Source organism: Synechococcus sp. PCC 7335 (assembly GCF_000155595.1).
Taxonomy (GTDB): Bacteria; Cyanobacteriota; Cyanobacteriia; order Phormidesmidales; family Phormidesmidaceae; genus Phormidesmis.
On sequence record NZ_DS989904.1, the window covers coordinates 4,653,681 to 4,676,358 of the forward strand.

The 22,678-nt window shown below is 47.5% G+C and carries 21 protein-coding genes; 9 read left to right on the forward strand and 12 right to left on the reverse strand.

Annotated elements, in window-relative coordinates:
• Window positions 1–131 precede the first annotated feature (131 nt).
• The 3 genes from S7335_RS19445 to S7335_RS19455 all read right to left on the reverse strand — a co-directional run bounded on the left by S7335_RS19445 (window position 132) and on the right by S7335_RS19455 (window position 2,524).
• Window positions 132–680 carry a chemotaxis protein CheW gene (locus tag S7335_RS19445; RefSeq protein ID WP_006457255.1) on the reverse strand — a complete coding sequence of 183 codons (549 nt, stop codon included), beginning with the start codon at window positions 678–680 and terminating at the stop codon, window positions 132–134.
• A gap of 25 nt (window positions 681–705) precedes the next feature.
• Window positions 706–1,068 carry a response regulator transcription factor gene (locus S7335_RS19450; RefSeq protein WP_006454814.1) on the reverse strand — a complete coding sequence of 121 codons (363 nt, stop codon included), beginning with the start codon at window positions 1,066–1,068 and terminating at the stop codon, window positions 706–708.
• A gap of 136 nt (window positions 1,069–1,204) precedes the next feature.
• On the reverse strand, window positions 1,205–2,524 hold the full coding sequence (locus tag S7335_RS19455; protein WP_050765929.1) for a response regulator: 1,320 nt from the start codon (window positions 2,522–2,524) through the stop codon (window positions 1,205–1,207).
• A 1,095-nt stretch (window positions 2,525–3,619) separates the two neighbouring features.
• On the opposite strand from S7335_RS19455, the gene S7335_RS19460 reads away from it, so the two are divergent.
• Window positions 3,620–4,606: a CIA30 family protein gene (locus tag S7335_RS19460; RefSeq protein WP_006453713.1), complete on the forward strand. Its 987-nt coding sequence runs from the start codon at window positions 3,620–3,622 to the stop codon at window positions 4,604–4,606.
• A 37-nt stretch (window positions 4,607–4,643) separates the two neighbouring features.
• Here the strand turns inward: S7335_RS19460 and S7335_RS19465 are convergent, their stop codons facing one another.
• Window positions 4,644–5,297 carry a DUF3318 domain-containing protein gene (locus S7335_RS19465; RefSeq protein ID WP_006457117.1) on the reverse strand — a complete coding sequence of 218 codons (654 nt, stop codon included), beginning with the start codon at window positions 5,295–5,297 and terminating at the stop codon, window positions 4,644–4,646.
• Window positions 5,298–5,455: 158 nt separating this feature from the next.
• Window positions 5,456–6,544 (reverse strand): tRNA dihydrouridine synthase DusB, encoded by a 1,089-nt coding sequence (gene dusB / locus S7335_RS19470; protein ID WP_006456167.1) that lies wholly within the window; start codon window positions 6,542–6,544, stop codon window positions 5,456–5,458.
• Between the two features lie 90 nt (window positions 6,545–6,634).
• Here dusB and S7335_RS19475 point away from each other — a divergent pair, with 90 nt between their 5' ends.
• Window positions 6,635–7,612 carry a DMT family transporter gene (locus S7335_RS19475; protein ID WP_006454910.1) on the forward strand — a complete coding sequence of 326 codons (978 nt, stop codon included), beginning with the start codon at window positions 6,635–6,637 and terminating at the stop codon, window positions 7,610–7,612.
• Between the two features lie 60 nt (window positions 7,613–7,672).
• Here S7335_RS19475 and S7335_RS19480 read toward each other — a convergent pair whose 3' ends face one another.
• Window positions 7,673–8,980, reverse strand: a complete 1,308-nt coding sequence (locus S7335_RS19480) for a murein transglycosylase A (protein ID WP_227500037.1) — start codon at window positions 8,978–8,980, stop codon at window positions 7,673–7,675.
• A 348-nt stretch (window positions 8,981–9,328) separates the two neighbouring features.
• On the opposite strand from S7335_RS19480, the gene S7335_RS19485 reads away from it, so the two are divergent.
• Complete coding sequence (locus S7335_RS19485) at window positions 9,329–9,937, forward strand: DedA family protein (RefSeq protein WP_006455206.1); 609 nt, start codon at window positions 9,329–9,331, stop codon at window positions 9,935–9,937.
• A 35-nt stretch (window positions 9,938–9,972) separates the two neighbouring features.
• On the opposite strand, the gene glsA is transcribed toward S7335_RS19485, so the two are convergent.
• The 3 genes from glsA to S7335_RS19500 all read right to left on the reverse strand — a co-directional run bounded on the left by glsA (window position 9,973) and on the right by S7335_RS19500 (window position 11,618).
• Entirely contained in the window at window positions 9,973–10,947 is a 975-nt protein-coding gene (glsA, locus tag S7335_RS19490) for a glutaminase A (protein ID WP_006457493.1), read from the reverse strand.
• Window positions 10,948–10,956: 9 nt separating this feature from the next.
• Entirely contained in the window at window positions 10,957–11,283 is a 327-nt protein-coding gene (locus tag S7335_RS19495) for a hypothetical protein (protein ID WP_006454292.1), read from the reverse strand.
• A gap of 119 nt (window positions 11,284–11,402) precedes the next feature.
• Window positions 11,403–11,618 carry a CDGSH iron-sulfur domain-containing protein gene (locus tag S7335_RS19500; RefSeq protein WP_006455012.1) on the reverse strand — a complete coding sequence of 72 codons (216 nt, stop codon included), beginning with the start codon at window positions 11,616–11,618 and terminating at the stop codon, window positions 11,403–11,405.
• Window positions 11,619–12,075: 457 nt separating this feature from the next.
• Here S7335_RS19500 and S7335_RS19505 point away from each other — a divergent pair, with 457 nt between their 5' ends.
• The 5 genes from S7335_RS19505 to S7335_RS19525 all read left to right on the forward strand — a co-directional run bounded on the left by S7335_RS19505 (window position 12,076) and on the right by S7335_RS19525 (window position 15,962).
• Window positions 12,076–12,420: a cupin domain-containing protein gene (locus tag S7335_RS19505; protein WP_006457331.1), complete on the forward strand. Its 345-nt coding sequence runs from the start codon at window positions 12,076–12,078 to the stop codon at window positions 12,418–12,420.
• A 211-nt stretch (window positions 12,421–12,631) separates the two neighbouring features.
• On the forward strand, window positions 12,632–13,816 hold the full coding sequence (locus tag S7335_RS19510; RefSeq protein WP_006455091.1) for a hypothetical protein: 1,185 nt from the start codon (window positions 12,632–12,634) through the stop codon (window positions 13,814–13,816).
• 272 nt (window positions 13,817–14,088) lie between these two features.
• Window positions 14,089–14,742 carry a hypothetical protein gene (locus tag S7335_RS19515; protein ID WP_006457149.1) on the forward strand — a complete coding sequence of 218 codons (654 nt, stop codon included), beginning with the start codon at window positions 14,089–14,091 and terminating at the stop codon, window positions 14,740–14,742.
• Window positions 14,743–14,866: 124 nt separating this feature from the next.
• Complete coding sequence (locus S7335_RS19520; RefSeq protein ID WP_006454222.1) at window positions 14,867–15,421, forward strand: DUF421 domain-containing protein; 555 nt, start codon at window positions 14,867–14,869, stop codon at window positions 15,419–15,421.
• Window positions 15,422–15,551: 130 nt separating this feature from the next.
• The gene (locus S7335_RS19525; protein ID WP_006455831.1) at window positions 15,552–15,962 is read left to right on the forward strand and encodes a hypothetical protein; all 411 of its coding nucleotides are present in this window, start codon (window positions 15,552–15,554) and stop codon (window positions 15,960–15,962) included.
• A gap of 46 nt (window positions 15,963–16,008) precedes the next feature.
• On the opposite strand, the gene S7335_RS19530 is transcribed toward S7335_RS19525, so the two are convergent.
• Both S7335_RS19530 and glp read right to left on the reverse strand, forming a co-directional pair.
• Window positions 16,009–18,033, reverse strand: coding sequence for a hypothetical protein (locus tag S7335_RS19530; RefSeq protein WP_006454114.1), 2,025 nt, complete (start codon window positions 18,031–18,033; stop codon window positions 16,009–16,011).
• Between the two features lie 119 nt (window positions 18,034–18,152).
• Entirely contained in the window at window positions 18,153–19,376 is a 1,224-nt protein-coding gene (gene glp, locus S7335_RS19535; RefSeq protein ID WP_006456048.1) for a gephyrin-like molybdotransferase Glp, read from the reverse strand.
• Window positions 19,377–19,418: 42 nt separating this feature from the next.
• On the opposite strand from glp, the gene S7335_RS19540 reads away from it, so the two are divergent.
• Entirely contained in the window at window positions 19,419–20,846 is a 1,428-nt protein-coding gene (locus tag S7335_RS19540; protein WP_006454196.1) for an aminopeptidase P family protein, read from the forward strand.
• A 207-nt stretch (window positions 20,847–21,053) separates the two neighbouring features.
• Here the strand turns inward: S7335_RS19540 and S7335_RS19545 are convergent, their stop codons facing one another.
• Window positions 21,054–22,658 carry a B12-binding domain-containing radical SAM protein gene (locus tag S7335_RS19545; protein WP_038016551.1) on the reverse strand — a complete coding sequence of 535 codons (1,605 nt, stop codon included), beginning with the start codon at window positions 22,656–22,658 and terminating at the stop codon, window positions 21,054–21,056.
• Window positions 22,659–22,678: the final 20 nt, after the last annotated feature.

Genomic DNA, 22,678 nt, shown 5'->3' on the forward strand with positions numbered 1-22,678 from the left:
ATGAGAAGATGTCGTGAGTCATTTTGCCTACTATTGTGTAAGCTAATTATCTGGTAAGCGCCGATTGAAGCAACGCATATTGGAGCAAAGCAAGTAGCGCTGAAGCAAGCAACTGCTGCAATTCAAGCCCACTAACGATAAGCATGTAATTGTGGAGCACTAAAGATAGAGGAAGTCTTTATCACAACGCTATTTCGCTGGGGTAAATGACCTGAAATAAACGGTTCTAATCCAGGAGAGCATAGTCCAGAACTTTGAATAACCTCCTCCTCATCGAACAGATCAATATCGCTGATCTGTTCTACAACGAGTCCTAGTGTTTGACCGTTATCTTGAACTACAACCACATTCAACGTTTCTACCAGCTGAGAGCGCTGATACAACGATTCGTAGCCAACTAGGTGATTGAAATCCACTACCCAGAGCGTTTCTCCTTTCCAGACACACACGCCCATAATGCAACTCGCCATATCTGGAATAGGCAGAATGTCACTAGAGGGTAGCTGCATTGCCTCTACAACATAGGAAAGAGAGAGCAGGGCTTGATAGTCCTTAGAAAGCACAAATCTCAGGAACCGCTTTCGATTATCCTTTGGTAGGGGTGATAGTCCCAGGGGATCTTGAGACAAAATTGAAGGATCTAGAGCCGGGAGACTAGCGTCGTTTTCAGTTAATAGCATGAAATAACCTTCCGCTGGCTACAATTTAAGGTATGAGTTGTTCAACTGTCTGAGTTAGCAATTGCTGATCAACCGGCTTAGTCAGATAAGCATCTGCCCCTAACATAGAGCCCCATAGCTTATCGGCCTCAGTATCTTTAGTCGAACAGATAATAATTGGAATTGCTCGGGTATCTTCGTTTGTTTTGAGATCACGGCAAAATTCGAACCCACTTTGACCTGGTAAAACAACATCTAAAAAAACAACGTCTAGAGACATTTGCTGAATAATATTCAGTGCCTCTTCGCAGCTCTGAGCCGTTTTGACTGTCATTCCAGCTTTCTGTAGGTAGGAGGTAAGAAGATTTCTATCTGTGAGGCTATCTTCTACGATAAGAGCAGTTGTCATGGTTTTATCTAACTTGTGAATAACGTAAATTGTCTCTGGTCGAGAATGAAGCTTGTGAATAAGCTGATACTAAAAGGACTTGGGATGACGAGGAATGAAAGCACCAAAAGCATCATCCGTTTAGTCAAGTTATGTATTAAGCGGTATCTAGGCGCCTTGCTTCCTTAGGTATGTACTTATTGAGCACCTTTAAAATTCTTCTTTCTTCGATAGGTTTCCCCATGAAGCCGGAAGCACCAACAAGTTTTGCACGAACTCTATCAGCAATGCCGTCATTACTAGTCACGATTATCACGGGTATGTCTTTGAAGGCAGTGATTCTTCGAATCTGAGAACACACTTCGTATCCATTAGCAACCGGCATGACCAAATCTAGAAAGATAAGCCGAGGTTTTAGCTCGATCAGCATAGGCAGAGCTTGAAGCGGATCTTGAATATTGACATACTTATAACCTAGCTTCTCCACAATAGAACACATAGCCCGGCTATCAGCAGGGCTATCATCTATGTAGACGACTGTAGGCGCTTTGTCCCTACTGGCACTCCTGCTTCTTTTGGAGGTGCTAGCTTCGCTTGATAGCTTTCCATCCGTTTGTTTCTCAGCTACCGGTCCTTGAGTAGACAGGGCTGCACGAGGTGATCCTTGAGGTGGCGTTGCTGGTGCTAACTCCTTCATCGTTTCTGGGTGAAAGCCATGATGAGCTTCATCTGCAATATCAGAGACCTCAGTGAAAGCGAGCAACTGCCTAGAGACATAAGGAAAAATAGATCTAGCAATCGAGATGATTGGTTGTTTTAGCTTGATAGATAGATCTCTAAGCGTATTTTCACCGTTGGCAAAGCTATTTAGAGTCTGAAATGTCTGAGGAGACGTTTGGTCTTTGAGTTCTCTATGTAGCTTAATAGTAGGCGCCCAGTTAGGAGAAAGTTTGGCCAAACCCGCCTGTTGCCATTCTTGCCAATCCTGCTGTGCCTTCTCCCAAGACTGAAGCTTTTGAAGCATGAGAAAAGGCATATCAGCCGCTTCTTTACTTTGCACGTCAATCGATATCTCGCCAGCTTCTTCGTATGGCAGCATGCTGGATTGCAGAATGTCGAATAGAGCTTCTGCTACATAGTCTTCAACAATTTTAGAAAATTGATCTCTGGGAAACTGCTTCAGCCTAACAAGTCGCGAAAGCGCAAGATAATTCCAGGATTCGTAGGGTGCTAGCTCGCCAGTCTGTTCACAAAATGTAGGACTATGAACAGTTAAATGCCTTTTCCAACTTCGAAGGGGATGCTGACTGGACTGCGCCCAAACAATTCGACCCAACATCAAATAAACATACCATAGGTTGGTTTTATGTCCGCTGATTTTAAGCAACCCTGTAAATTTCTGATCGTAACAATCACGTATTTTCTCTGTTAGCTTTCTAGCGACAGCTTTCTCTTGTATATCTTCTATTGGAGTCATATTTATAGGCATGCCAGAAGCGAGAACCAAATTTCTCTAATATTCTTCAAGATTATTCCCAGCTCACTACTTCTATGCATCAGGTATTTTGTGGCAATTGTATGTAAAGAAATAGAAACAAAGAATCAAGTACGGTCAGCTTTCTTCTTTTAGAGAGAATCTTTGACAATTACTCCCGGCTGATGCTTGTACAAACTGGCCCTCTAAACATGCATTCTTAAAAGAATGACAGCAAAGAATAATGACGGCAATGAATTGGGGCATAAACAAGTTCTGTCTTAAATGCATAAATACTGGTATTTGATAGGTTGTATACACTGAGGTTTGATGCACTAGATAAATATCACCTATCAACTATAAAATCCCCAGTTAGAAATACTGAGTCACTGTTCATAGCTACTTACAAGCAAGCTATAGGCACAATTCTTACCCTCGATATTCCTACTGCTTATATTCCTATTTTCTATAGCAATCTTTTAGGGAATGGTCATTACATCAACATATATTGTTGAAGATAGTGGCCAATCACTGCTTAAAGATTCCACGGGCGAACGGAGCGGTTAATAACCCAGTTTGGATAGTGACTTTATGCAAAATACCTTACAGGCTCAGAACGCTAGGGTAGCGACGTGATGCTTTAGAGAGAAATGCTGACAAGTTAGCGGCCAAAGAGGAACTTATCGACAGATATCTATCCGCCAGTCACTAATGGCTTTAACAAGAACTAAGCACTGAAAATCTGCTTTCTAACAAAACAAAACAGAGCGACGGCAGTCACCCCCCGCATCTAATATCTGTTGACTAGCACTTGCATAAGTTCTGTCCAAATTGCGCTGATATAGCAAAGCAAGGATGCGTGCTTACTTTAATATTGGTAAGCATTCCCTAGAGCCATAGGACGAAGCGGCTTCCTACCGCTGCGGCTAGAGGCCCTTTGACTGTAATGCGTTTAGCCGATGGGCATCTACTAAGCAACTCCACGAAAGCTATAGATGAAAACACTTACGGCAAAATCCCGAGTAAAATTCAGGTAATATTTGCTATACCCTACCCCCCCTTACCAGTTCTCAAATATAGTGACAACAGTCTAAATCTATGACACAAACTCCCTCTGAAAATCGAGCGCAATGGGACGTAACCCGATTCGTACAAACGCTAAATAATTTCGGCGAAATTCCCTTTCTTGGTAGCTTTCGCTGGCTACAGCAGTTGCTAGGCCAAGCCAAGACCTTCGCTGGGAAATCGTATGACGCTAACGTTAGAAAGGTAGCTATACTCGGTGATGTGCCGTCCGAAAAGATGAGTTTGCTTCTTCAACAGTTTCCTACAGATACTCAAATAGAAACATTCCCTGAAAAGACGCTCAAAGTAGCCATGTCTAGTGCTGAAGGTAGGCAGCTTATGGCACAGCTTGTGACAGCAGATACGATAGTTATCGGTGAGGAGACTGCTGAAATCTCAGCAGTGCTTATTCAATTGGAAGAAGAAAGAAAAGGTCTGGTTGTCGAACCAATATTCGACTTTTCTAAGCCAGGTTGTAATCTAGCAGCCTGGGGAGCCCTAGATGATGTCGTGATGGGTGGCGTTAGCCAAGGTCAAATAGCCTTAGTCAATAGCGGTCAGCCAGACCAGCATGTGGTCTTTGCAGGTGTCGTCTCGACAGAGAACTCAGGGGGCTTTTCATCGGTGAGAACGCAAAACTTTGAGCCTGCTTTCGATTTCTCTGGCTGGTTAGGTCTCCAGCTAGCGGTGAAGGGAGATGGTCAACGTTACAAGTTCATCTTGCGGAATAGCGCTGGATGGGACAGTCCAGCCTATATCTATGGATTTGATACCGTAGCCGATAAGTGGATCGATGTTGATGTTCCTTTCTCAGAGCTAGTCCCAACGTTTCGAGCGCGAACAGTACCTAGCGCATCTCCTTACGATCCGGCTAAGACCGTTTCATTTCAGCTTATGCTCAGTAAGTTCGAATATGATAGACAGCTCAACTCTAGTTTCACGGCAGGGCCATTCAAACTAGCCGTCAAGCAAATAGGGCTGTATCGGTCTCAGGAAGGAGAGACTGTTATCCGGGTATAACACTTGTCCTACTGAGTAGCTTCAGTAGGTAGTAGCTTTAGTAGGTTGGGCGGGGCTCTCTGCCACTTTGAACCTGCTGTTTGGCGCGATTAGCACTCTTCTTCAAAGCTTCGAGTCTTCGAATGAAGCGATCGCGCTGCTTTTTCTTGGGTGTCTGCTCAATCAGCGTCTTCAACGCACTGCCCAAACTTTTATAGGCATTTGGCAGCGTGTAGCCGAACCTGGTTGCAATCGAGATCGCCTTTTCATCCGCAGCGATCGCTTCTTGCAAAGTCCGTTGACCATTATTGCGCTTATACAGCCGCCATCCAGACACGCCGCACAGACCTAAAGCCAACAGGAGTAAAAGTCCATCTTGTACCCACAGCTCACCAACTGCGCCACCTAGACCAATTGCCAACGCAGCCATCTCCCAGCCATCGCGCGGAATAGTATCACTTTGGACACGGGCGACTTCGTGCCAAAACAGCAGATTGCGCTGGTCGATAGCAAGCTGCTCCCATTTAGTCAAATCAATCTGAATTTCTACCTGGTCACGTCCGAGTTCTTCGCAGGTGATCATCGGTGGAGCCACGTCGGTAGCGGGTTCTACCGTAACCCAGCTTTGCAGCTCAGGCGGTAGCAAACTCCTCAAACGACGCAATTCACCAATGTCTGCACGAGGCGAACTATAGCTTGCGTAGGAGGTCATAGGTTTTCAGAGGTATTCAGCACTTAAATATTGGTTATAGCACGCTGACGGCCCCGGCATCCTTGGAGTAAAACCGCCCCTTCAGTATCTTTAAAGTTTTTGCCCTTTGTATAATGAGTTGCTTCATCAGCCGGCTCTAGACCATTAGCCATAGGCAATTAGCTGAGCTGAAGAATGGTTTGATCGAGTAAATCACACCCGGCTTCTACTGAGTCTATTCGGCACAGGCGATCGCGCAGCTCAGCAGCACCTGGGAAATCCTTGGCATACCAAGCCATATGCTTTCTAGCTTGGCGAATACCCCGAATACCCTTATATTCCCACAGCATAGTCAGGTGCTCTTTAGCACAGGTCAATCGCTCTACCACACTAGGTGCAGGTCTAATGCCGCCTGTCTTGATAAAGTGATCGATTTCACCGACCAAGAAAGGATAGCCTAGCGTCCCACGAGAACACATAATGCCGTCTGCTTTAGTCTCTACCAAACACCGCAACGCGGACTCAATCGAGAAGATATCCCCGTTGGCAATCACCGGAATTGTCAAGGCTGCTTTCACCCTAGCAATCCATTCCCAACGAGCGGTGCCCGTATAGCCCTGAGCCCGGGTACGACCGTGCAGCGTCAGCATCTGCGCACCTGCAGATTCCATCCGCCGAGCAAAATCTACGGCGTTGATCTCTTCGTCTGACCAGCCGATCCGAGTTTTAACGGTCACAGGAACATCTACCGCCTTACAGACAGCGTCAACGATACGAACCGCAGTGTCAGGATCACGTAGCAAAGAGGAACCACCTCCGTTCTTAGTGATTTTATTAACCGGACAGCCCATATTTATATCGATCGTATCTGCCCCTTGATCAACCGCTTTGCAAGCGGCTGTAGCGAGAAAATCGGGGCGGCGATCGAATAGTTGGATACTGATGGGTCGCTCATCTGGGTCAATATCCATCAATATGGGTAGGCGCTGAAGGTGGTGCAGCTCTGCGGCGCTAACCATCTCGGTATACATCATCGACTGGGGGGCATAGCGCCGAACCAGGCGGCGAAAAACTTTGTCAGTCACACCTGATAAGGGCGACTGCAAAACGCGACTATGGACAAGGACATCACCAATTTGAAGAGGAGATTGCAGTCTCAGTCGCAGCTCACTGGGTAGCGCAGGCAGATTAGGTTTTGAGACTAGCTCAGATGACTGGGAATGTGATGACTGGGAATGTGAGCCGGTTGAAGGTAAGACGGTATTCATACGAATGTCAGTAGTCTAGAGTCTTATTCTAGAGGTTTAGTGATAAAGGTTTAGTGACAGCGGCATGATGACGGTGACTGGAATGAGTAGATGGAGTTTGTAAGTCTGTTGGCTGGTGGCTCATTGATAGGTGAAGGCGCAGCGCTACTGGCAGCTTTTCTATGGGCGACGGCATCGTTAATGTTTGGCCGACTAGGACGGCAGCTATCGCCTTTGGTGCTAAATCTAGTGAAAGGCGTTTTTGCGCTAGTCCTACTGCTATTGACCTTACTGATTCAGCTTGGCGGCGCGGCGATTCCCAACTTACCCTGGGTTTCTGTGTGCTTGTTAGTGCTGAGTGGAGGACTCGGAATTGGGCTAGGCGATACGGCGTACTTTTCGGCCATCAATGCCTTAGGAGCGAGGAAAGCGTTGCTATTAGAAACGCTTGCTCCACCGATGAGCACTGTTTTAGCCTGGATTTTCCTATCGGAGCGCCTGCCTTTGAGCGCGATCGCAGGCATCATCATTACGCTTCTAGGAATCGCTTGGGTAATCAGTGAACGAGTCCCTGGTGATCCTGTTCCAGCGACCAAAGCAGGACTACAGATCTCGCTTTTAGCGACATTTTGTCAGGCAACTGGGGCAGTCCTTTCTAGAGCAGCGCTAGCCGAAACGACAGTATCACCCCTATGGAGCAGTCTGATTCGCTTAGCGGCCGGATTGATCTTTATGGCGGGACTAGTAGCAATCAGACCACAGTATCTAGAGGCTAGATCAACCGTATTGCGCCAGCCTGCAAAGGCGACTAGGGAAAGATGGCGATCTGTCTGGGTGGCGCTGAAGTCACCTCGACTGTTGGGTGGAGTTGCGATCGCATCCTTCTTTGCTACCTACCTAGGTATCTGGCTACAGCAGATCGCACTTAAATATACAGCAGCAGGTATTGCGCAGGCGCTTTTGGCAACTAGTCCACTCTTCGTACTACCCGTAGCAGCCCTACTAGGCGAGAAGATCAGTGGACGCGCCATTCTAGGCGTTGGCGTCGCACTTTGCGGCGTATGGCTGCTGCTATACAGTAGTACCTAGCCGTTGAATAGGTAATGCTTTTATTCTTTTGCAAAGCAATCATTCTTGTTTGCAAAGCAATTACTCTTGGAGTAGCAGGTAATACAGAGCACCCGGATGGTTGATCTGACCAGCCACTTCTCCGGCCTCTGTGCCAGTCCCTACAAACAAATCTACACGGCCAGCCCCTTTGATTGCCCCTCCCGTATCTTGATCGAGTACCAATCGACTGGTCATTAGGCTGTCACTTGCCATACTTTCTAAGGGGTCTGTTCCATCTTGGCCGCTGTTAGGCCTGTCGTCAGACCTATTGTTTATCTGGGGCAAAGGCAAGGCGATCAAAGCCAAGGCCCCTGGAGGCATTAATGTCTTATCAGTGGCGATAGAGCGTCCGGCTGTGACCGGATAGCCTAGGCTACCTGTTGCAGGAGCGCCATTTGTTTCTTTGAAGAAGACAAATCGATCGTTGCGCGGGATATAGCAGTCAAGCGCCTCAGGATTCTCCTCAAAGTAGGCCATCAAAGCTGGAAGCGTCAGCTCGTCTGCTGGGATAAGACCATCGTCAACGATAGCGCGGCCAATACTGGTATAGGGATACTCCGTACGCCCAGCGTAGCCAACTGAGTATGTACTACCGTCCGTCATTTCCAGCCTAGCCGATCCTTGAACCTGGACGAGAAATGCCTCTAGGCGCGTAGGCAGCCAGGCTAGCTCTAAACCTTTGAGGGGTCCTTGCCTAGAGCGCAATCCGTCAACACCTTCTAGCTCAGCGCGGGTAGGATGAGGCTGAGGCCACTGATCTAAGGTAGGCGGACGTTTGTAGATAGGATAGCGGTAAGTTTCATCTGGGGTGAAACTGGCCCGATAGGTCGGTTCAAAGTAGCCGGTGAAGTCGACGCTGCCAGCCGCGTCCTGGCCAATGGATTGATAGAAGTCAAACTCTGCGGCGATCGCTTGCTGCAAGTCGGCAATAGTGCTGCTGTAGGTGACTAAAGCACGAAAGCGCTGAAGACTGCGGCGAACTCGGTCGTGGGTAATCTCGGGAACAGCATATTCACGGTAGTCGTTAACAGCCTTGGGAGTCTGTAGATAGGCCAAGCTGTGATCAATAGCACTCAAAAGCGCGGTGCGATCGGTTTCTAGTAAGGTGATGTCTTGCGCAATTAAATCAGCAGCCTGCTGTTTTTCTTGGCCGTGTAGTTTTCTTAGCGGTAATGCCGCCTCTACAACATTTTCGTCTGAGGTCGCTTCTTCTGAGATTACTTCTTCTAGGCTTGTTGGCTCTAGGCCTTGATTATCAGCAGGGTCCGCGTGGCTGCTACGACTAGTCAGTATGAGCGCGATCGCCACAACGGCTGCTTTAAAAAGGACCTTTGCAGAAGTTCTCAAAACAGATACCCGAAACTTATCCTATGGATTTTACACACTCATATTGACGCTGACCTAATAGCCTTGAGACGCCTCTGGAATTGGCAGACAAAGACTTGGCAAAGAGACCATTGTCTTTGTCTGCCTCAAGAGCAGCGCATAGGTAAAATGGGCACAATGGATATATTGTCATTAGAAGCAGTTATGTTGCAATCAGACTGCGATCGACCAAAGCACTGATTTTGGCTCTGCAATTCCAAGAATTGTGCTTGGGTGCGTTGAGGAAAATGTGCTTCTGGTAAGATGACTATTATCAAAGATGCATCAGAGTATTAGGGTGCAAAACATTCGAAAATCACTAGAGCTAACTTGGACGTTTTAGAGCAAGTCGTCGACATTATTACGCTTTTTGGCTACTGGGGCATTGCTTTCCTGATGCTGCTCGAAAACGTGATACCGCCGATCCCTTCCGAGCTGATCATGCCGCTAGCTGGCTTTGCAGTCGCAAGAGGTGACATGAACATGCCGATAGCTATCTTCGCTGGCACCGTTGGCTCTGTGCTTGGAGGGCTCGCTTGGTACTACGTTGGCAAAATTCTAGGACTAGCCAGAATAAGGTCGCTAGCTGATAGACACGGTAAGTGGCTAGGGATCTCTAGCAAAGAGGTCGTCGCCACACAGCGTTGGTTTTCTCAGCGTGGCTATTGGGCAATTGGACTAGGACGTCTGGTTCCTGGCATCCGCACCTATATCTCTGTCCCTGCTGGTATCGCCAAGATGCCCATGTTTCAGTTTTTGACCTATTCTACGGTTGGCTCTCTAGCTTGGACTACTCTACTGACGCTAGCTGGTTTTTGGCTAGGTGCAAGCTACGAAAAAGTAGGTGAGTTTCTAGGCCCAATCAGTAAGCTAGTACTGGTTTCGCTAGCAGTAATTGTGGTTGCAAGAGTCTTGTCTCAGCTAAAAAAGAACCTTTAAAGAACAACTGATAGAGAATATCTACAAGAGAATACTCAGCTTTCATGAGTAGTCTCAACTGCTTCTGAAAATACACAGCGTCCCATAGATAGATCGAACAAATGCAGGCCATACTTATGTGAGAGTTCTTCGAACACACGAAGCCCTCTGACGCTATTGCCATTTTTATCAATCGGTGGAGAAAAAGTAGCAATCCCCGCTTTCCCTGGGACCACAGCCAAGATACCGCCCGATACACCGCTCTTAGCTGGAATGCCAACGCGATAGGCCCATTCACCTGCACGGTTGTACATCCCGCAGGTGTACATGACGCTAAGAATATCGCGAACATAGTCAGGATTAACGGCCTGCTTTTGGGTAAGCGGTTGCTTACCTTTATTAGCGAGCGTGGCAGCCATCATTGCTAGATCCTGGCAGGTCACCATCACAGAACACTGCTGAAAATATAGATCGAGCGCGGCATCAATATCGTGGCTGATCATATCGAAATGAAGCATCAGGTGGGCCATGGCTCTGTTCCGATGTCCTGTGGATCGCTCAGACATAAAAGTTGGCATATCGATGAATACTTCGTGGCCTAGGTAGTTCTCGAACATGTTGAGCAAGTTGTTGAGCTTGCTAGTAGGTCCACCGCCCTTGATTAAACTCGTTGTTGCGATCGCGCCCGCATTAATCATTGGATTAAAGGGTCGTTTAGAATCTTCGTCTAGTCGGATTAGCGAATTAAAAGGATCGCCGGTTGGTTCAACGCCTACCTTTTCTAATACCGCATCTCTTCCTTGACTTTCTAACGCTAATCCAAAAGCAAACACCTTGGAAACAGATTGAATGGTGAACTTCTGCTGCACATCTCCAGCGCCAAAAATCTGTCCATCTACGGTCACCACGCTAATTCCAAACCAGTTGGGATCAGCCTTCGTCAGCTCAGGAATATAGCTAGCGATAGTACCGTCACTGAGGGTACGGTAACGCTCGTAAAGCTCATCAAGAAAGTGTTGAAGTAGAGTCATCGGGTCTAGTCATGGAAGTGTTAAAGAAGAGAACCAGTCTGCATAGGGCGTATTCTTTGCTAAATAGCGGTTGTAGTCTGGTGCATCATCAGTCCACCAAACGGGACCTCGTTCTCCTAACTCTACTTTCGCCTCATTGACTTGAGCGCGAGCGGTTGACAACGCTGCTTGATCTTCACGCTGCTTGGCTTGTTTGACCAAGTTTCTAGCTTTCATAAGTTTTTTGACGTATCGCTGTCGCGTTTGTTCATCTAGAGCAGGATTGGTACAACGCCACAAGCGCCCTTTCACCACAAAATAGCGACCGTCTGGTGTTTTAGGATACTTCAAAATCACAATCCCTGAGGAAAGAACAAGAAAGCTGCTAACAGATGAGCCTTTTTCCTCTATTCTTTCCTCACGACTTACTTTTACTTTTCTAGCTCACTTAGACTTTAACTTACGCGTAATTCGTTCTACTCTGCTGCTGGTGCGCGAACAACAGATTCAAATTCTATTTTCCGGTGGGTGCCATTACAAAAAGGTTGCGTAGTCGAAGCGCCGCATCGACAGAGCGCTACCATCTCTTTGTCGATAGTAAAGTCGTTACCTTCTGCATCGGTGAGCGTAAATGGTCCTTTAACTAGAAAAGGTCCGCTGTCTTTGATTGTAATTTGGGTGCTATCAGCCATAAGGAATCCTTTATCACGGTATCAATCGGATAGGACAGTCCAGGACAGTCAAGTCAACTATGTTGATGTCAGCTTAAGAGTTCTAGAGTATCACTATACATACAGTTATCACACCTGTGGCGCTTTGATCTGTATAGTTGGTTTACATCAATTCTGAACTGCTAGGCAACCTAAGTCGGTGCTGTTGGGAGGAAATTCAAAGAAAGTGAGCGTAGTCGAAAGGGATATATTGGCTAAGAATCGATAGTAATCGTCGGCATATCTAGGCTGGATGTATTCGTATGCTAGCTAGCTACTTAGCTCTATATGTACCAACGTTTTTATCTAGTAGAAATGTATAAGGCTAAGTGTTCGAAGCTATTGAAATCTCACTATTGATTGCACTAATTGTTTCTCCTGGTGGAAGTCAGGACAAGCTCGTAGCCACTAGCGTAAAGATGAAGAAATAACCTAACGTATGACTACTCAAGATTCAATAGCTACAGACTTAACTGTTGACGTAGATAAGGCGCAAACAGGAAGCATGGGACAAAAGCTTCTAGTCAGCGGTAATGCGATCGCCATGAGGCTATGGGATGAACAACCTGGTGATGGCGAACAAAAGCAAGCAGCCGCTCGTAACTATGAGACAGTTGGCTATGTGCTTAGTGGACGAGCTGAACTGACTATAGAAGGTAAAACCATCATGCTTGAGCCGGGGATATCTTGGACAGTACCAGAAGGAACCGAACACTCATACAAAATACTAGAGCCTTTTCGAGCAGTAGAAGCGACTCATCCCTCAGCCAGGGGAGATGGATAAGAGCAGCCAAAAAGCTGTTGTCGTTTGAGATAACCTAGATCCGAACGCCTCAAGTCTAGGTATCCTCCTCAAACGCTTTTAACTTCTACTCAACTTCTACTCAAGCAGTTTAGTCAGGCGTCTTACGAAGACAAGAGACTAGAAGTGTTTGAAAAAATAAGAGGCAACTATTCAGGACGTGACGACTTAAGCCAAGCAGATTAGAGCATATATGACCATAGACACGTTTTCAAGATCACAGCTTCAGACCCTAAATAGTACGCAGACCTCCCCTTGCGTTTCTATCTATCTACCTACTCATGAAGTCGGAAGAGAGACCAGACAAGATCCTATCAGATTGAAGAATCAGCTATCAGAAGCTAAAAAACAGTTGAGTCAACTCGATAGCAACACAAATATAGATATAGATAAGCTACTAAAACCGGCCGTGGATTTGCTAGAAGATCAAAATTTCTGGCAGCACCAGCAAGCTGGACTTGTATTATTTCTATCATCTGACTCGTTTTATTACTATCGTCTGCCCCTCGAATTTGAAGCCTTTACTTTGGTTGGAGATAAGTTCTATACCCAGCCATTAGTGCCCCTGCTAAGTGAAGACGGGCAGTTCTATATCATAGCCGCCAGTCAAAACAAGGTGGCGCTATATCAGGCTACCCGCCATCATGTCCGTATCGTGGATCTAGGCGATACACCTCATAGTTTAGAAGTCGCTCTACAATACGATGATCCGGAGGAGTCTTTCCAAGGTCATGGAACCGGTCGAGGGGGTAACCGTCAAATATTCCATGGGCAAGGTAGTGGAAAAGATAGTGAGAATACAGATATCTTGAGATTCTTTCAACTGGTATCTGACGGCGTAGAAAAGGTGTTAGCCGGGCAGAGCGTACCGCTAGTCTTTGTCGGACTAGACTTCTTATTTCCGATCTATCAGCAAGCTAATAAGTATTCGCATCTGATGGAGAAGGCAGTAGACTTTCAGCCAGATCGGCTAAGCCCTGAAGAAGTTCGCGATCGCGCTCTAGAGGTTGTAGAGCCGCACTTTACTACAAGCCGCAAAGAGGCACTAGAGAAGTACGGTAGCTTACTAGATAAGAACCAGGCGACTCAAGATATAGAGCAGATTCTAAACGCGGCGGCTAACGGACAGATAGAGACACTAATAGTAGCTAGAGGCGCGAAGCTTTGGGGAACGTTCGATCCGAAAAGTCGCAAAGCGACTTACCACAGTGAACAACAGGCCGATAGCCAAGAACTTATGGATTGGGCCGTAACCCACGCTCTACAGACTAATGCTGAAGTCTACATAGTCGCACGTGACGAAGTTCCAGCAGACGCAGACGCGGTAGTAACGTTGCGTTACCCTATCATGAGAGAGACCGAAGCGGTTAACGCATGATTTGATGTCAGTTTTGTGCTATCAGTTTTGTGCTTGATTAGCTAGTCTTATTTGCTTTGACAACTTATCTAGCCAAAGAGGTATTGTCTAATTGGGGACGATACCTCTTCGTATTTCCTGTTTGTTTTTCCTATATAGGAATGACAGCGGTAACGCCAGCGGTTGCAGGAAGGTAGGCTACTATTAAGTCCTTTGTAGGTCGCGATTCCAAGCATATGTCCTACTTCAAGTTAAGTACTATGCAATTCGGCTTTATAGAGAACTCTGGCCTTATGAAAATGACTTCTTCAGCGGTAGTTTTCCTACTTTCAGGTTTTCTATCATCGTTTTGCTGGGCCATACCGACTTCAGCAGTAGTTAGCCCAGATACCTATCGGCAGCAAATAGACAAACTCGACTATCCGGCAGAGGACTATCTTAGATCTACCGGGCCTCTTGATGCCTCCAAACCTACTACTAGACCTAAGGACGAGTTAGTACAAGGTGAGTTAGTACAGCCTGCACCTATTCAAGAGGTCTTGAAGCCGGATGTAGTAACGCAAAGAAGCAGACGCATACCCATAACACCTAAGAAAGCTCCTCGGCTAGATCCCTACAGTTTGATAGCAGCCAAGCGCAGACATAGTCATTCCATAGGCCATAGCATAGCTTCTAGAGAGCGTGCGACATCATCTATCACAACGCAATTGTCAGAAAGAAACCAGGTTGACGCATGGCTCTTACTTACTATCAGGCGACAGCCTAAACGTTTTCTAACGATGCTAGGAAACGAAAAAGATGAGTTGCAGCGGCTGTCTTCTCAGCAATTCGAGCGCAGACAAAACGACTTTCAGGTTGTTATTGAAGATATTGTCAAGGAGCCACTTAGACACATGTTCAAGAAGATAGAGTCGCTTTCTCATAAGGCGGCAAAACAACTTAATTGAAATTGATCACTTGTGTAGTTTAGCCGAGCATTTTAATAGTTTGATACATCTCTTTCACAGAGCAGATACCTGTTTATGAGCAGCCAATATAAAATGACCTACGGTTTTTCTTTTGCGATCGCTTATGGACTATTCACTCACATCTGACCTCTTCGGCAATTGGGCAATCATATTACACACGCTGGTTGTGGGTACTCTCACTTACTTTGGAGTGATTGTCTGGCTGCGAGTCTCTGGAAAACGTACGCTATCTAAGTGGAACTCTTTTGATTTCGTGGTCACCGTTGCCCTTGGTTCCGTGCTAGCAAGCGCCCTTCTCTCTACTAGCACACCTTGGACTCAGGCAATGTTAGGGGTCGGGATGTTGGTTGGTTTTCAATACATTTTGACCTGGCTATCGGTACGCACCACCGTAGTTCAAAGTCTACTAAAGTCAGAACCAACGCTGCTGCTGTTTAAAGGTAAATTCCTACACAAAGCGTTGAAAAAGCAGCGAATTGCAGAAGGCGAAGTCCTAGCTGCTATCCGAACTCAGGGCGGTAGTAGTGTAGAGGATACCGATGCGGTCATCCTAGAAACTAACGGTAATTTCAGCGTCATTCAAAACCTAGATGTCAGTAATGCCTCTGCGCTTCGAGATGTGCGTGGATTTAGAGAGCAGGCTACTAAAAGGGTATAGAAGAAAAGTATCGACCGGACCAGAACTCTTTCTTTAGAATCTTACGAAAGCCTTCTTTCGAGAGACTCTTCCTCTACCCTACGCGCCATATGCTTTATTTGTGACGCATTACATAAGAGAGTTACACAGTATGATTATTTTCTCAAAGACATTTACTCGCTTTGCGAAATCTATCAAGCAAGCTATCAATCAGCACTTTATGACTGGTAGGTTATTTGTTGCTGCTGGGCTAGTTGGCCTTTGCTTGATGAGTATTAGCGCACCTGCTTTTGCTGCAGACGTTGACTACTCTAAAAATTCTGAGGGTGGTATTCAGTCGACAGAGCGCTACGACAATATTCAGTCTGAAAAAGGTGGAATGAACAACTACGAGGCAGTAGACCCACGTCGAAATACTAATGACGCAAAGGCGCAAGCGCTAAAAGACAGCGCTAAGCGTAGAACAGCGGAATTGAGATCAGAAGACACACTAGAATCTGTTCGAGAAGCCGTTGACGATGTAAAGAGTAAAGTTGGTGATGCCGTAGACAGTTTGAAGTAGATTCCCTTGTCTGCTAAGACATAAGGGCTATTCAGGTTAATAAGAACTATTCATTTGGAGACTGGATCACCTCTAGCTCTGCCGGGAAACCGTTTTCATCTAGAGGGGGGCTAGTCTCCGTTGTTGTATCTAATCGTGTGTTAGAGGTCGGACGACTAAGATTCTCGGATGGACGATTGTCTCGCCAAGCCCTAATTCTAAGCTGCGCAGGATCGTAGGCATCCGCTTGTGAAGGAATCCGACTTGCTAACGTGATTGCCCTTTGAAAATTTAGCGAGCTAGCTGATCGTTCTGCCTCGCGTAATAAATCCCAGCTCCATCTATTGATTTGCCTATCAGCAGTGAACTTGCTGTCGCTTTGTGCTGGGACTTGCTGAGCTAGGTTAATTGCCTCCGAGAGTGCTTCACCAGTCCTCCGAGAAGAAGCCACAGAAGCAGCAGAGAGACGCTGACGACCGGTTTCTTGAGCTTGCCAACGATCAATATCCGAGCGCGCGGTGCTATATAGCGCGCGCTCTTCTCCTATTCGAGATGCGATCGCAATCGCGCCTGAGATGTCTCCAGCACTGGCCCTCTGTCGAGCTTGATCTAGCAACGGCTGGTCTTCGCTTCTTTGAATGCGATCACGCCAGTTGGCAATTCGCTCTGCGGCTTCGGGCCCTAACGTTCTTTTAGAAGAGATCTTACGTGCTTCTTGGATGGCAGCTCGGAGGTTATCTGGCGTACCGCCTGCAGCTAGCTGAGTGGCTCTCTCTAATATAGGTCTGTCTTGGACAGTTTCTACGCGCGATCGCCACTTCCTGATTTGTTCTGAAGCTTCTTCCCATTGGGTCGAACTACGCGGTATCTGGTTGGCAATTGCGATCGCGGCCGACAGATCTGCCGTACTGCCCCGCAAAGCGCGTTCTCTAGCTTGAGTAAGTAAGCCGATCTCTCGAATTTCTTGCTGCCACTGAGCAATCAACCGCTGGCCTTTGGCATATAGGGGCCGATTTCTACCTAATCGTTCCATCTGAGTGATAGCTGCTTCTAGGCTACCAATCGTACTCATCCAGGCTTGCTGATAAGCCGCTGCAAAAATCTGAAGGTCGGCCACCTCTTCTCCTAGCCCAGCATCTTTAGGAATGGCGTTTAGCATAGCCCGAGCTGATACTACCTGACGATCTGCCAGTAGCTGTTCTCCTACTAACAGCATACGGTTAGCGATATTTTTTCTCTCTTTTCTCGCTTCTCTGTAGAAAACGCTCTCTTCAGTAATTTCTTCTAACTGACTCAAAGCGCTTGAAAACCCTTTCAGCGTCTCCGTCTTTGCAGAAGCTAGGGCTTTAGAGAGCGTACGCTCATCCTCCCTCGCAAGACTGATCAACTTCGTCAAATCACCGTACTTTTCAGTCGACCAGTACTGATTATCGACGTCCAGCAAAGCAACAGATAGCGTAAAAGCAGCTTGAAAGTTTTTCTCTTTTAGCCGCTTCCTGGCCTTACTAAAGATATCTGCACCTTCTTTCCAAATCTCTTTCCAACGGATAATCCTATCTTCTACAGTCTTCGAAGCGGCTGCTCGGGTTGGAATTTCTCTCGCATTACTGATCGCGCCCTCAATGTCACCTTCCTCAAAAGAACGCTCAGCTAGATCTAGTAGTGAATTGGCCCAGTCGTCAATCCGCCTATTGATGATATCTTGACGCAACGGGTGATCTTCGGGAAGCTGATCAACTAGATCAATCGCTGCTAATAAGCTCTTAGCATCTCCTTTCTCTGCATAGGTCTCAGCGCACTGCAATCTCAACGAGGCAGACGCAGTTGGCCAAAAGATAGTCCGACAATTGGGGCTGCTGGGCATGCGAAACAAGCTAAAGACAGCCGTTGTACCCACCGTACCTAGAAAGCCAAAAATTACGAGCACTACCACTGGCCAGCTTCGCAGCCAACCCATAACTAGCAAGCTACTGCCTGAAGAACGGTTCTTCGGCGCTACCTCAACGCCACCTGGTGGAATCGCTGCCTGGTCTTCAGAAGACGCCGACAGATACCCTGGTTGGAGCTCACTATCGTCGTACTTAGAAGTCATAGATGTCCTAGCGATCACACGCCTTCAAAAACTATTGAAGAGTCAACTTGTGCCTAACCGGCTTGATCAGATTAATAACATCAATTGATTGTAACAATTGATCGCATATCCACCACTTATCATCGAATTTTCAGCACTCTTACGGGTGCGCCAGCTGCTATCTTTGTCTGTCCTTGCGGTACTATACCTAGCCCACTCGTATTCACCAAATTCACCAAATTTCCTGAATTATGCCCGCCTTCTGCTCGTCCAAAGCAATAGCCATGTTCGTCTGTACTGAGCTGTCCCCATAGATACGTCTCACGTCCGCCGCCCGCTGTTAGTTCAACGGTTGCTTTTGCCATCGCAAACTCAGGTACCCAAGGGGCTTGTCTACCCGAGAGCTTAGCGATCGCAGGCTCTACAAACCGCCAAAAGCTCACCATTGCTGAAGCTGGGTTGCCAGGTAATCCGAAGTAAAGCTGACTGCCTATAGTCGCGACCGTCAGCGGCTTGCCGGGTTTCACTGCTACTGAGCGAATATGAAGCTTTGCGCCTAGCTCTTCTAGAACCTGATCGACATAATCATAGTCACCGACCGACACACCGCCAGTTGAAAGCACCATATCAGCCTGGGACAAAGCAGAGGCGATCGCTGCCTTCACGCTGGCTCGATCATCTTGCACAATCCCTATCGGCACGGGTAGTGCGCCTGTCTTCGCTACTAGTGCTGTCAGCGCATACTGATTAGAATCTACAATCTGACCCGGCTGCAAAGGTTGATCGATCTGGGCTAACTCACTCCCAGTAGAAAGGATAGCTATTCGAGGGCGACGGTACACCGCTAGCTCAGTCTGTTGCGTGGCCGCAAGTAGTGCAACTTCTGGCGGTGCAACCACGGTCCCCTTCTTTAGGATCTGCGCGCCTGCCTGGGTAAAGCTTCCTTTTCTACGAACAAATTTCCCTAGCTGCGCAGCCGCTAAAATCGTCACCCGATCGCCAACGCGTTCGGTTTCTTCTTGCATAATGATGGTATCAGCACCCTCAGGCAGCATTGCACCGGTCAAAATTCTAGCAGCCTGTCCGGTGTCGATACGCTTTTGTGGCGATCGCCCGGCTGGAATTTCTTCGATGAGGCTCAGTTGTGTGGGCACAGAGCGCACATCGTCTGCTCGTACGGCGTAACCATCCATCGCTGAATTATCCCAGTGAGGAAAGTCTACTCTGCTAGTCACCGGCTCAGCCAACACCCGTCCTAAAGCGTCTGCAGCGACGGCTGGCGTAGTCAGCCTCAGGGTCTCTACTGCCTCAATAGGTGAGACCAACGTAAAGATTAACCGTTCTGCTTCAGCCGCTGGCAACATGTATAGAAGAGAATATCAATAACAAGCAAAGTACCATATCCCATGCAAACCGCGCCGAATTGCCTTTCTCCAGCTCACGCTCAATCGGATGGTGATCTTGATACACCTTCGCTAGTAGAGACATTGCGATCGCGCCGTCATCGTCTCGCTCAGCTGATCGATTTTCCGGTCCTGCTGTGGTCTGGCACGGCTAAACCACGCAATTTCACAGCGAATATCTACCCTTTTCGTGCGAGCAGCCACTTTCTCTACTTCGCTGGCCTTCCTTTGCAAAACGCCGCTATCTTGCTAGATGGCGATCGGCTGATCTTGTTTGTCGATGACAGCACCCCAGACGACGCTCTTTGGCACGGTCCGGCGCCTAAGCGCAGCGACATCGCTGAGCAAATCGGTGCGACGCAGGCATATCCACTTAGTCAGCTGGCGAACTTTGCTCAAGGCGCAGCTACCCTGGGCGAACGTGATGAAACCGTCCAGGCAATGGACCAAGTACTTCTAAAGCAAGGTATCGTCTTACAGCGGCATCAGCCTTTAGGCGATCACAGGCTAGAAAGAGCTATCGTCAGACTGCGAATGATTCAAGATAGCGGCGCGATTGCATCTATCCGAAAGGCGCTTTCGGTCACAACCCGTGCTCATAAGGCAGGCATGGCCGCTACCCGTACCGCAAAGACAGAAGCTGAAGTTCGCGCAGCAATGGAATCAGTCATTATTGCTGCGAATATGACTTGTGCCTATTGCAGTATCGTCACCGTCGCCGGAGAAGTCCTACACAATAATCACTATCACAATGCACTGGCGCAGCATGACTTGCTGCTCGCAGATGTAGGCGCAGAAACGGTCGACGGCTGGGCCTCTGATATTACTCGTACTTGGCCAGTTAGCGGCAAATTTTCTTCTTCGCAAAGAGATCTCTACGCAGTTGTGCTAGCTGCACACGACCTTTGTATAGCAAAAGCAATAGCGGGCACAGAGTATAAACAAATCCACCTAACCGCTTGCCACGTGATCGCGGAGGGTCTAGTCGAACTGGGTATTCTTAAGGGCAGCCCGGCTGATCTAGTTGATCAGGATGCGCATGCTTTGTTCTTTCCTCACGGAGTTGGTCATCTGATGGGGTTAGATGTCCACGACATGGAAGATCTAGGAGATTTATCAGGCTATGCGGACGGAAGAGAAAGAAGCGATCGCTTTGGCTTAGCCTTCCTTCGACTCGATCGACCGTTAGCAGCAGGGATGGTTGTAACGATTGAACCAGGATTCTATCAGGTACCTGCAATCTTGAACGATAAGAAGAATCGCGATCGCTACGCTAATACGGTCGACTGGGAGAAACTAGAACAGTTCAAGGACGTTCGAGGCATTCGTATAGAAGACGATATCTTGATAACCTCTACAGGCAACGAAATTTTGAGCCAGGCGCTTCCAACGTCGGTTCAAGCTATTGAAAGTCTAGTTCAGCCCGACTGAATTCTTTATGCCAGTTAAGACCCCTTTGGTTGCTAGTTCTTGGAGTTAATTAGTCAATACGATAATTTCCTAGAAAAGTAGCCCTAGAAAAGCAACCCTAGAAAAGCAACCTTAGATCCGATAGAGAATTCACTACCTGTTTCAAAACATCAACAACATTTCTGAGCGCACGGCTTGGATACAGCTTTGAGGAGGGCGTCCTATCTTCTACGCAGCTGTCGCGACAGCAACCTCATCTTTAGCCTCTCTAGTTGCGATGACATCCTCAATTTGAGCTTCGATTTGGTCTTTCACAATCTGACGATATTCTAGAAAATGCTCAATCTGAGCACAGACAGTAAGATAGCTAGCGACACCACCTCGGTTGTGCTTAAACATTTCCCATAGATAAATCCAGAAAGTAGAACGCGTTTTTCTCTCTATACCTTGTTTCCAACAAACAATTGCTAACGCTTTTACCAAGTGCCAGTTGAACGGCTCTTTGGCTGAATCTGGCTTTGGTGGACGTTTGTTTTCATTGTGGCAGGGTGCTTCGCCTAATATACGGTAGTGGCGATAGCAGCGGTCTAGGTACTTTTGTGGATCGTATAGGTTCCAGAAAGCGTCTACATATTCTTGCGCAACCTCTTCTACCGGACGGGTTGGGACGAAGTTCATCAGCGTCGTTTGGTGAATATTTGCACTCTCTTTTCCGGCGAGCAGTCTATCTTCTTTTTCTAGCCGCTTCCACAGTGCGGTATCCGGTAGCGCCTGGAGCATACTAAAGAGCGCAGTAGGAACAGAACATTTCTCAACAAACTGGACAATGCGATCACCCGCCCCTTTCTTCTCACCATCAAAACCAATGATAAAGCCCGCCATCACCCGGATACCGCTGCTAGCGATCTTATGGATCGACTCGCTAAGCGGGTCGCGGTTATTCTGAAACTTCTGGGTTAGCGCCAAGCTAGCTTCATCTGGGGTCTCTACTCCTAGGAACACCGCGCCAAAATTACAGGCCGTCATCAGATCCATCAGCTCTTGATCTTGAGCTAGATCGACCGACGCCTCCGTGGAAAAAGTAAACGGATAGCCCTTTTCTTTCATCCAAGGCACTAGCGCTTTTAGCATCAGCTTCACGTTGCGCTTATTGCCAATGAAGTTGTCGTCTACCATGAAGATACTGCGCCGCCAACCCAAGTCGTACAGCAGCTCTAGTTCAGAAATCAGCTGCTCGGGGCTTTTCGTCCGAGGCTTGCGACCATACAGCACAATAATGTCGCAAAACTCACACTGAAACGGACAGCCACGAGAAAACTGGATTGCCATCTCTGAGTAAGCATCTAGCTTGAGTAGATCAAAACGAGGCACCGGGCTCGTACTGACATCAGGCCGCTCTAACGCTCTAAAAGTCCCTTCTGTCTCGCCTCTCTCAAGCGCTTCTACTAGCATGGGCAAAGTGATTTCGCCCTCGTCTAGCACACGAAAATCAGCACCCGCTTCTGTTACTTCATGAGCAAGGGCAGTCGCATACGGACCACCTACCGCCACAGGCTTACCTCGACGCTTGGCTTCCTTGATCTGAGCGAGCATATCTGGCTTTTGCACAATCATGCCTGAAAATATCACCAGCTCGGCCCAGTCCCAGTCGCTTTCGGCTAGCGCTTCGACGTTGCGATCAACTAGCCGCAGTTCCCAATCATCTGGCAAAATGCCAGCTACAGTCACCAGTCCTAGCGGCGGCAGGATTGCCTTACGACCTGCTAGGGCGATCGCCTTATCAAATGACCAGAAGCTCTTAGGAAATAAAGGATAAATCAGCAAAGCTCTCATAGGAAATACCCATATATAAG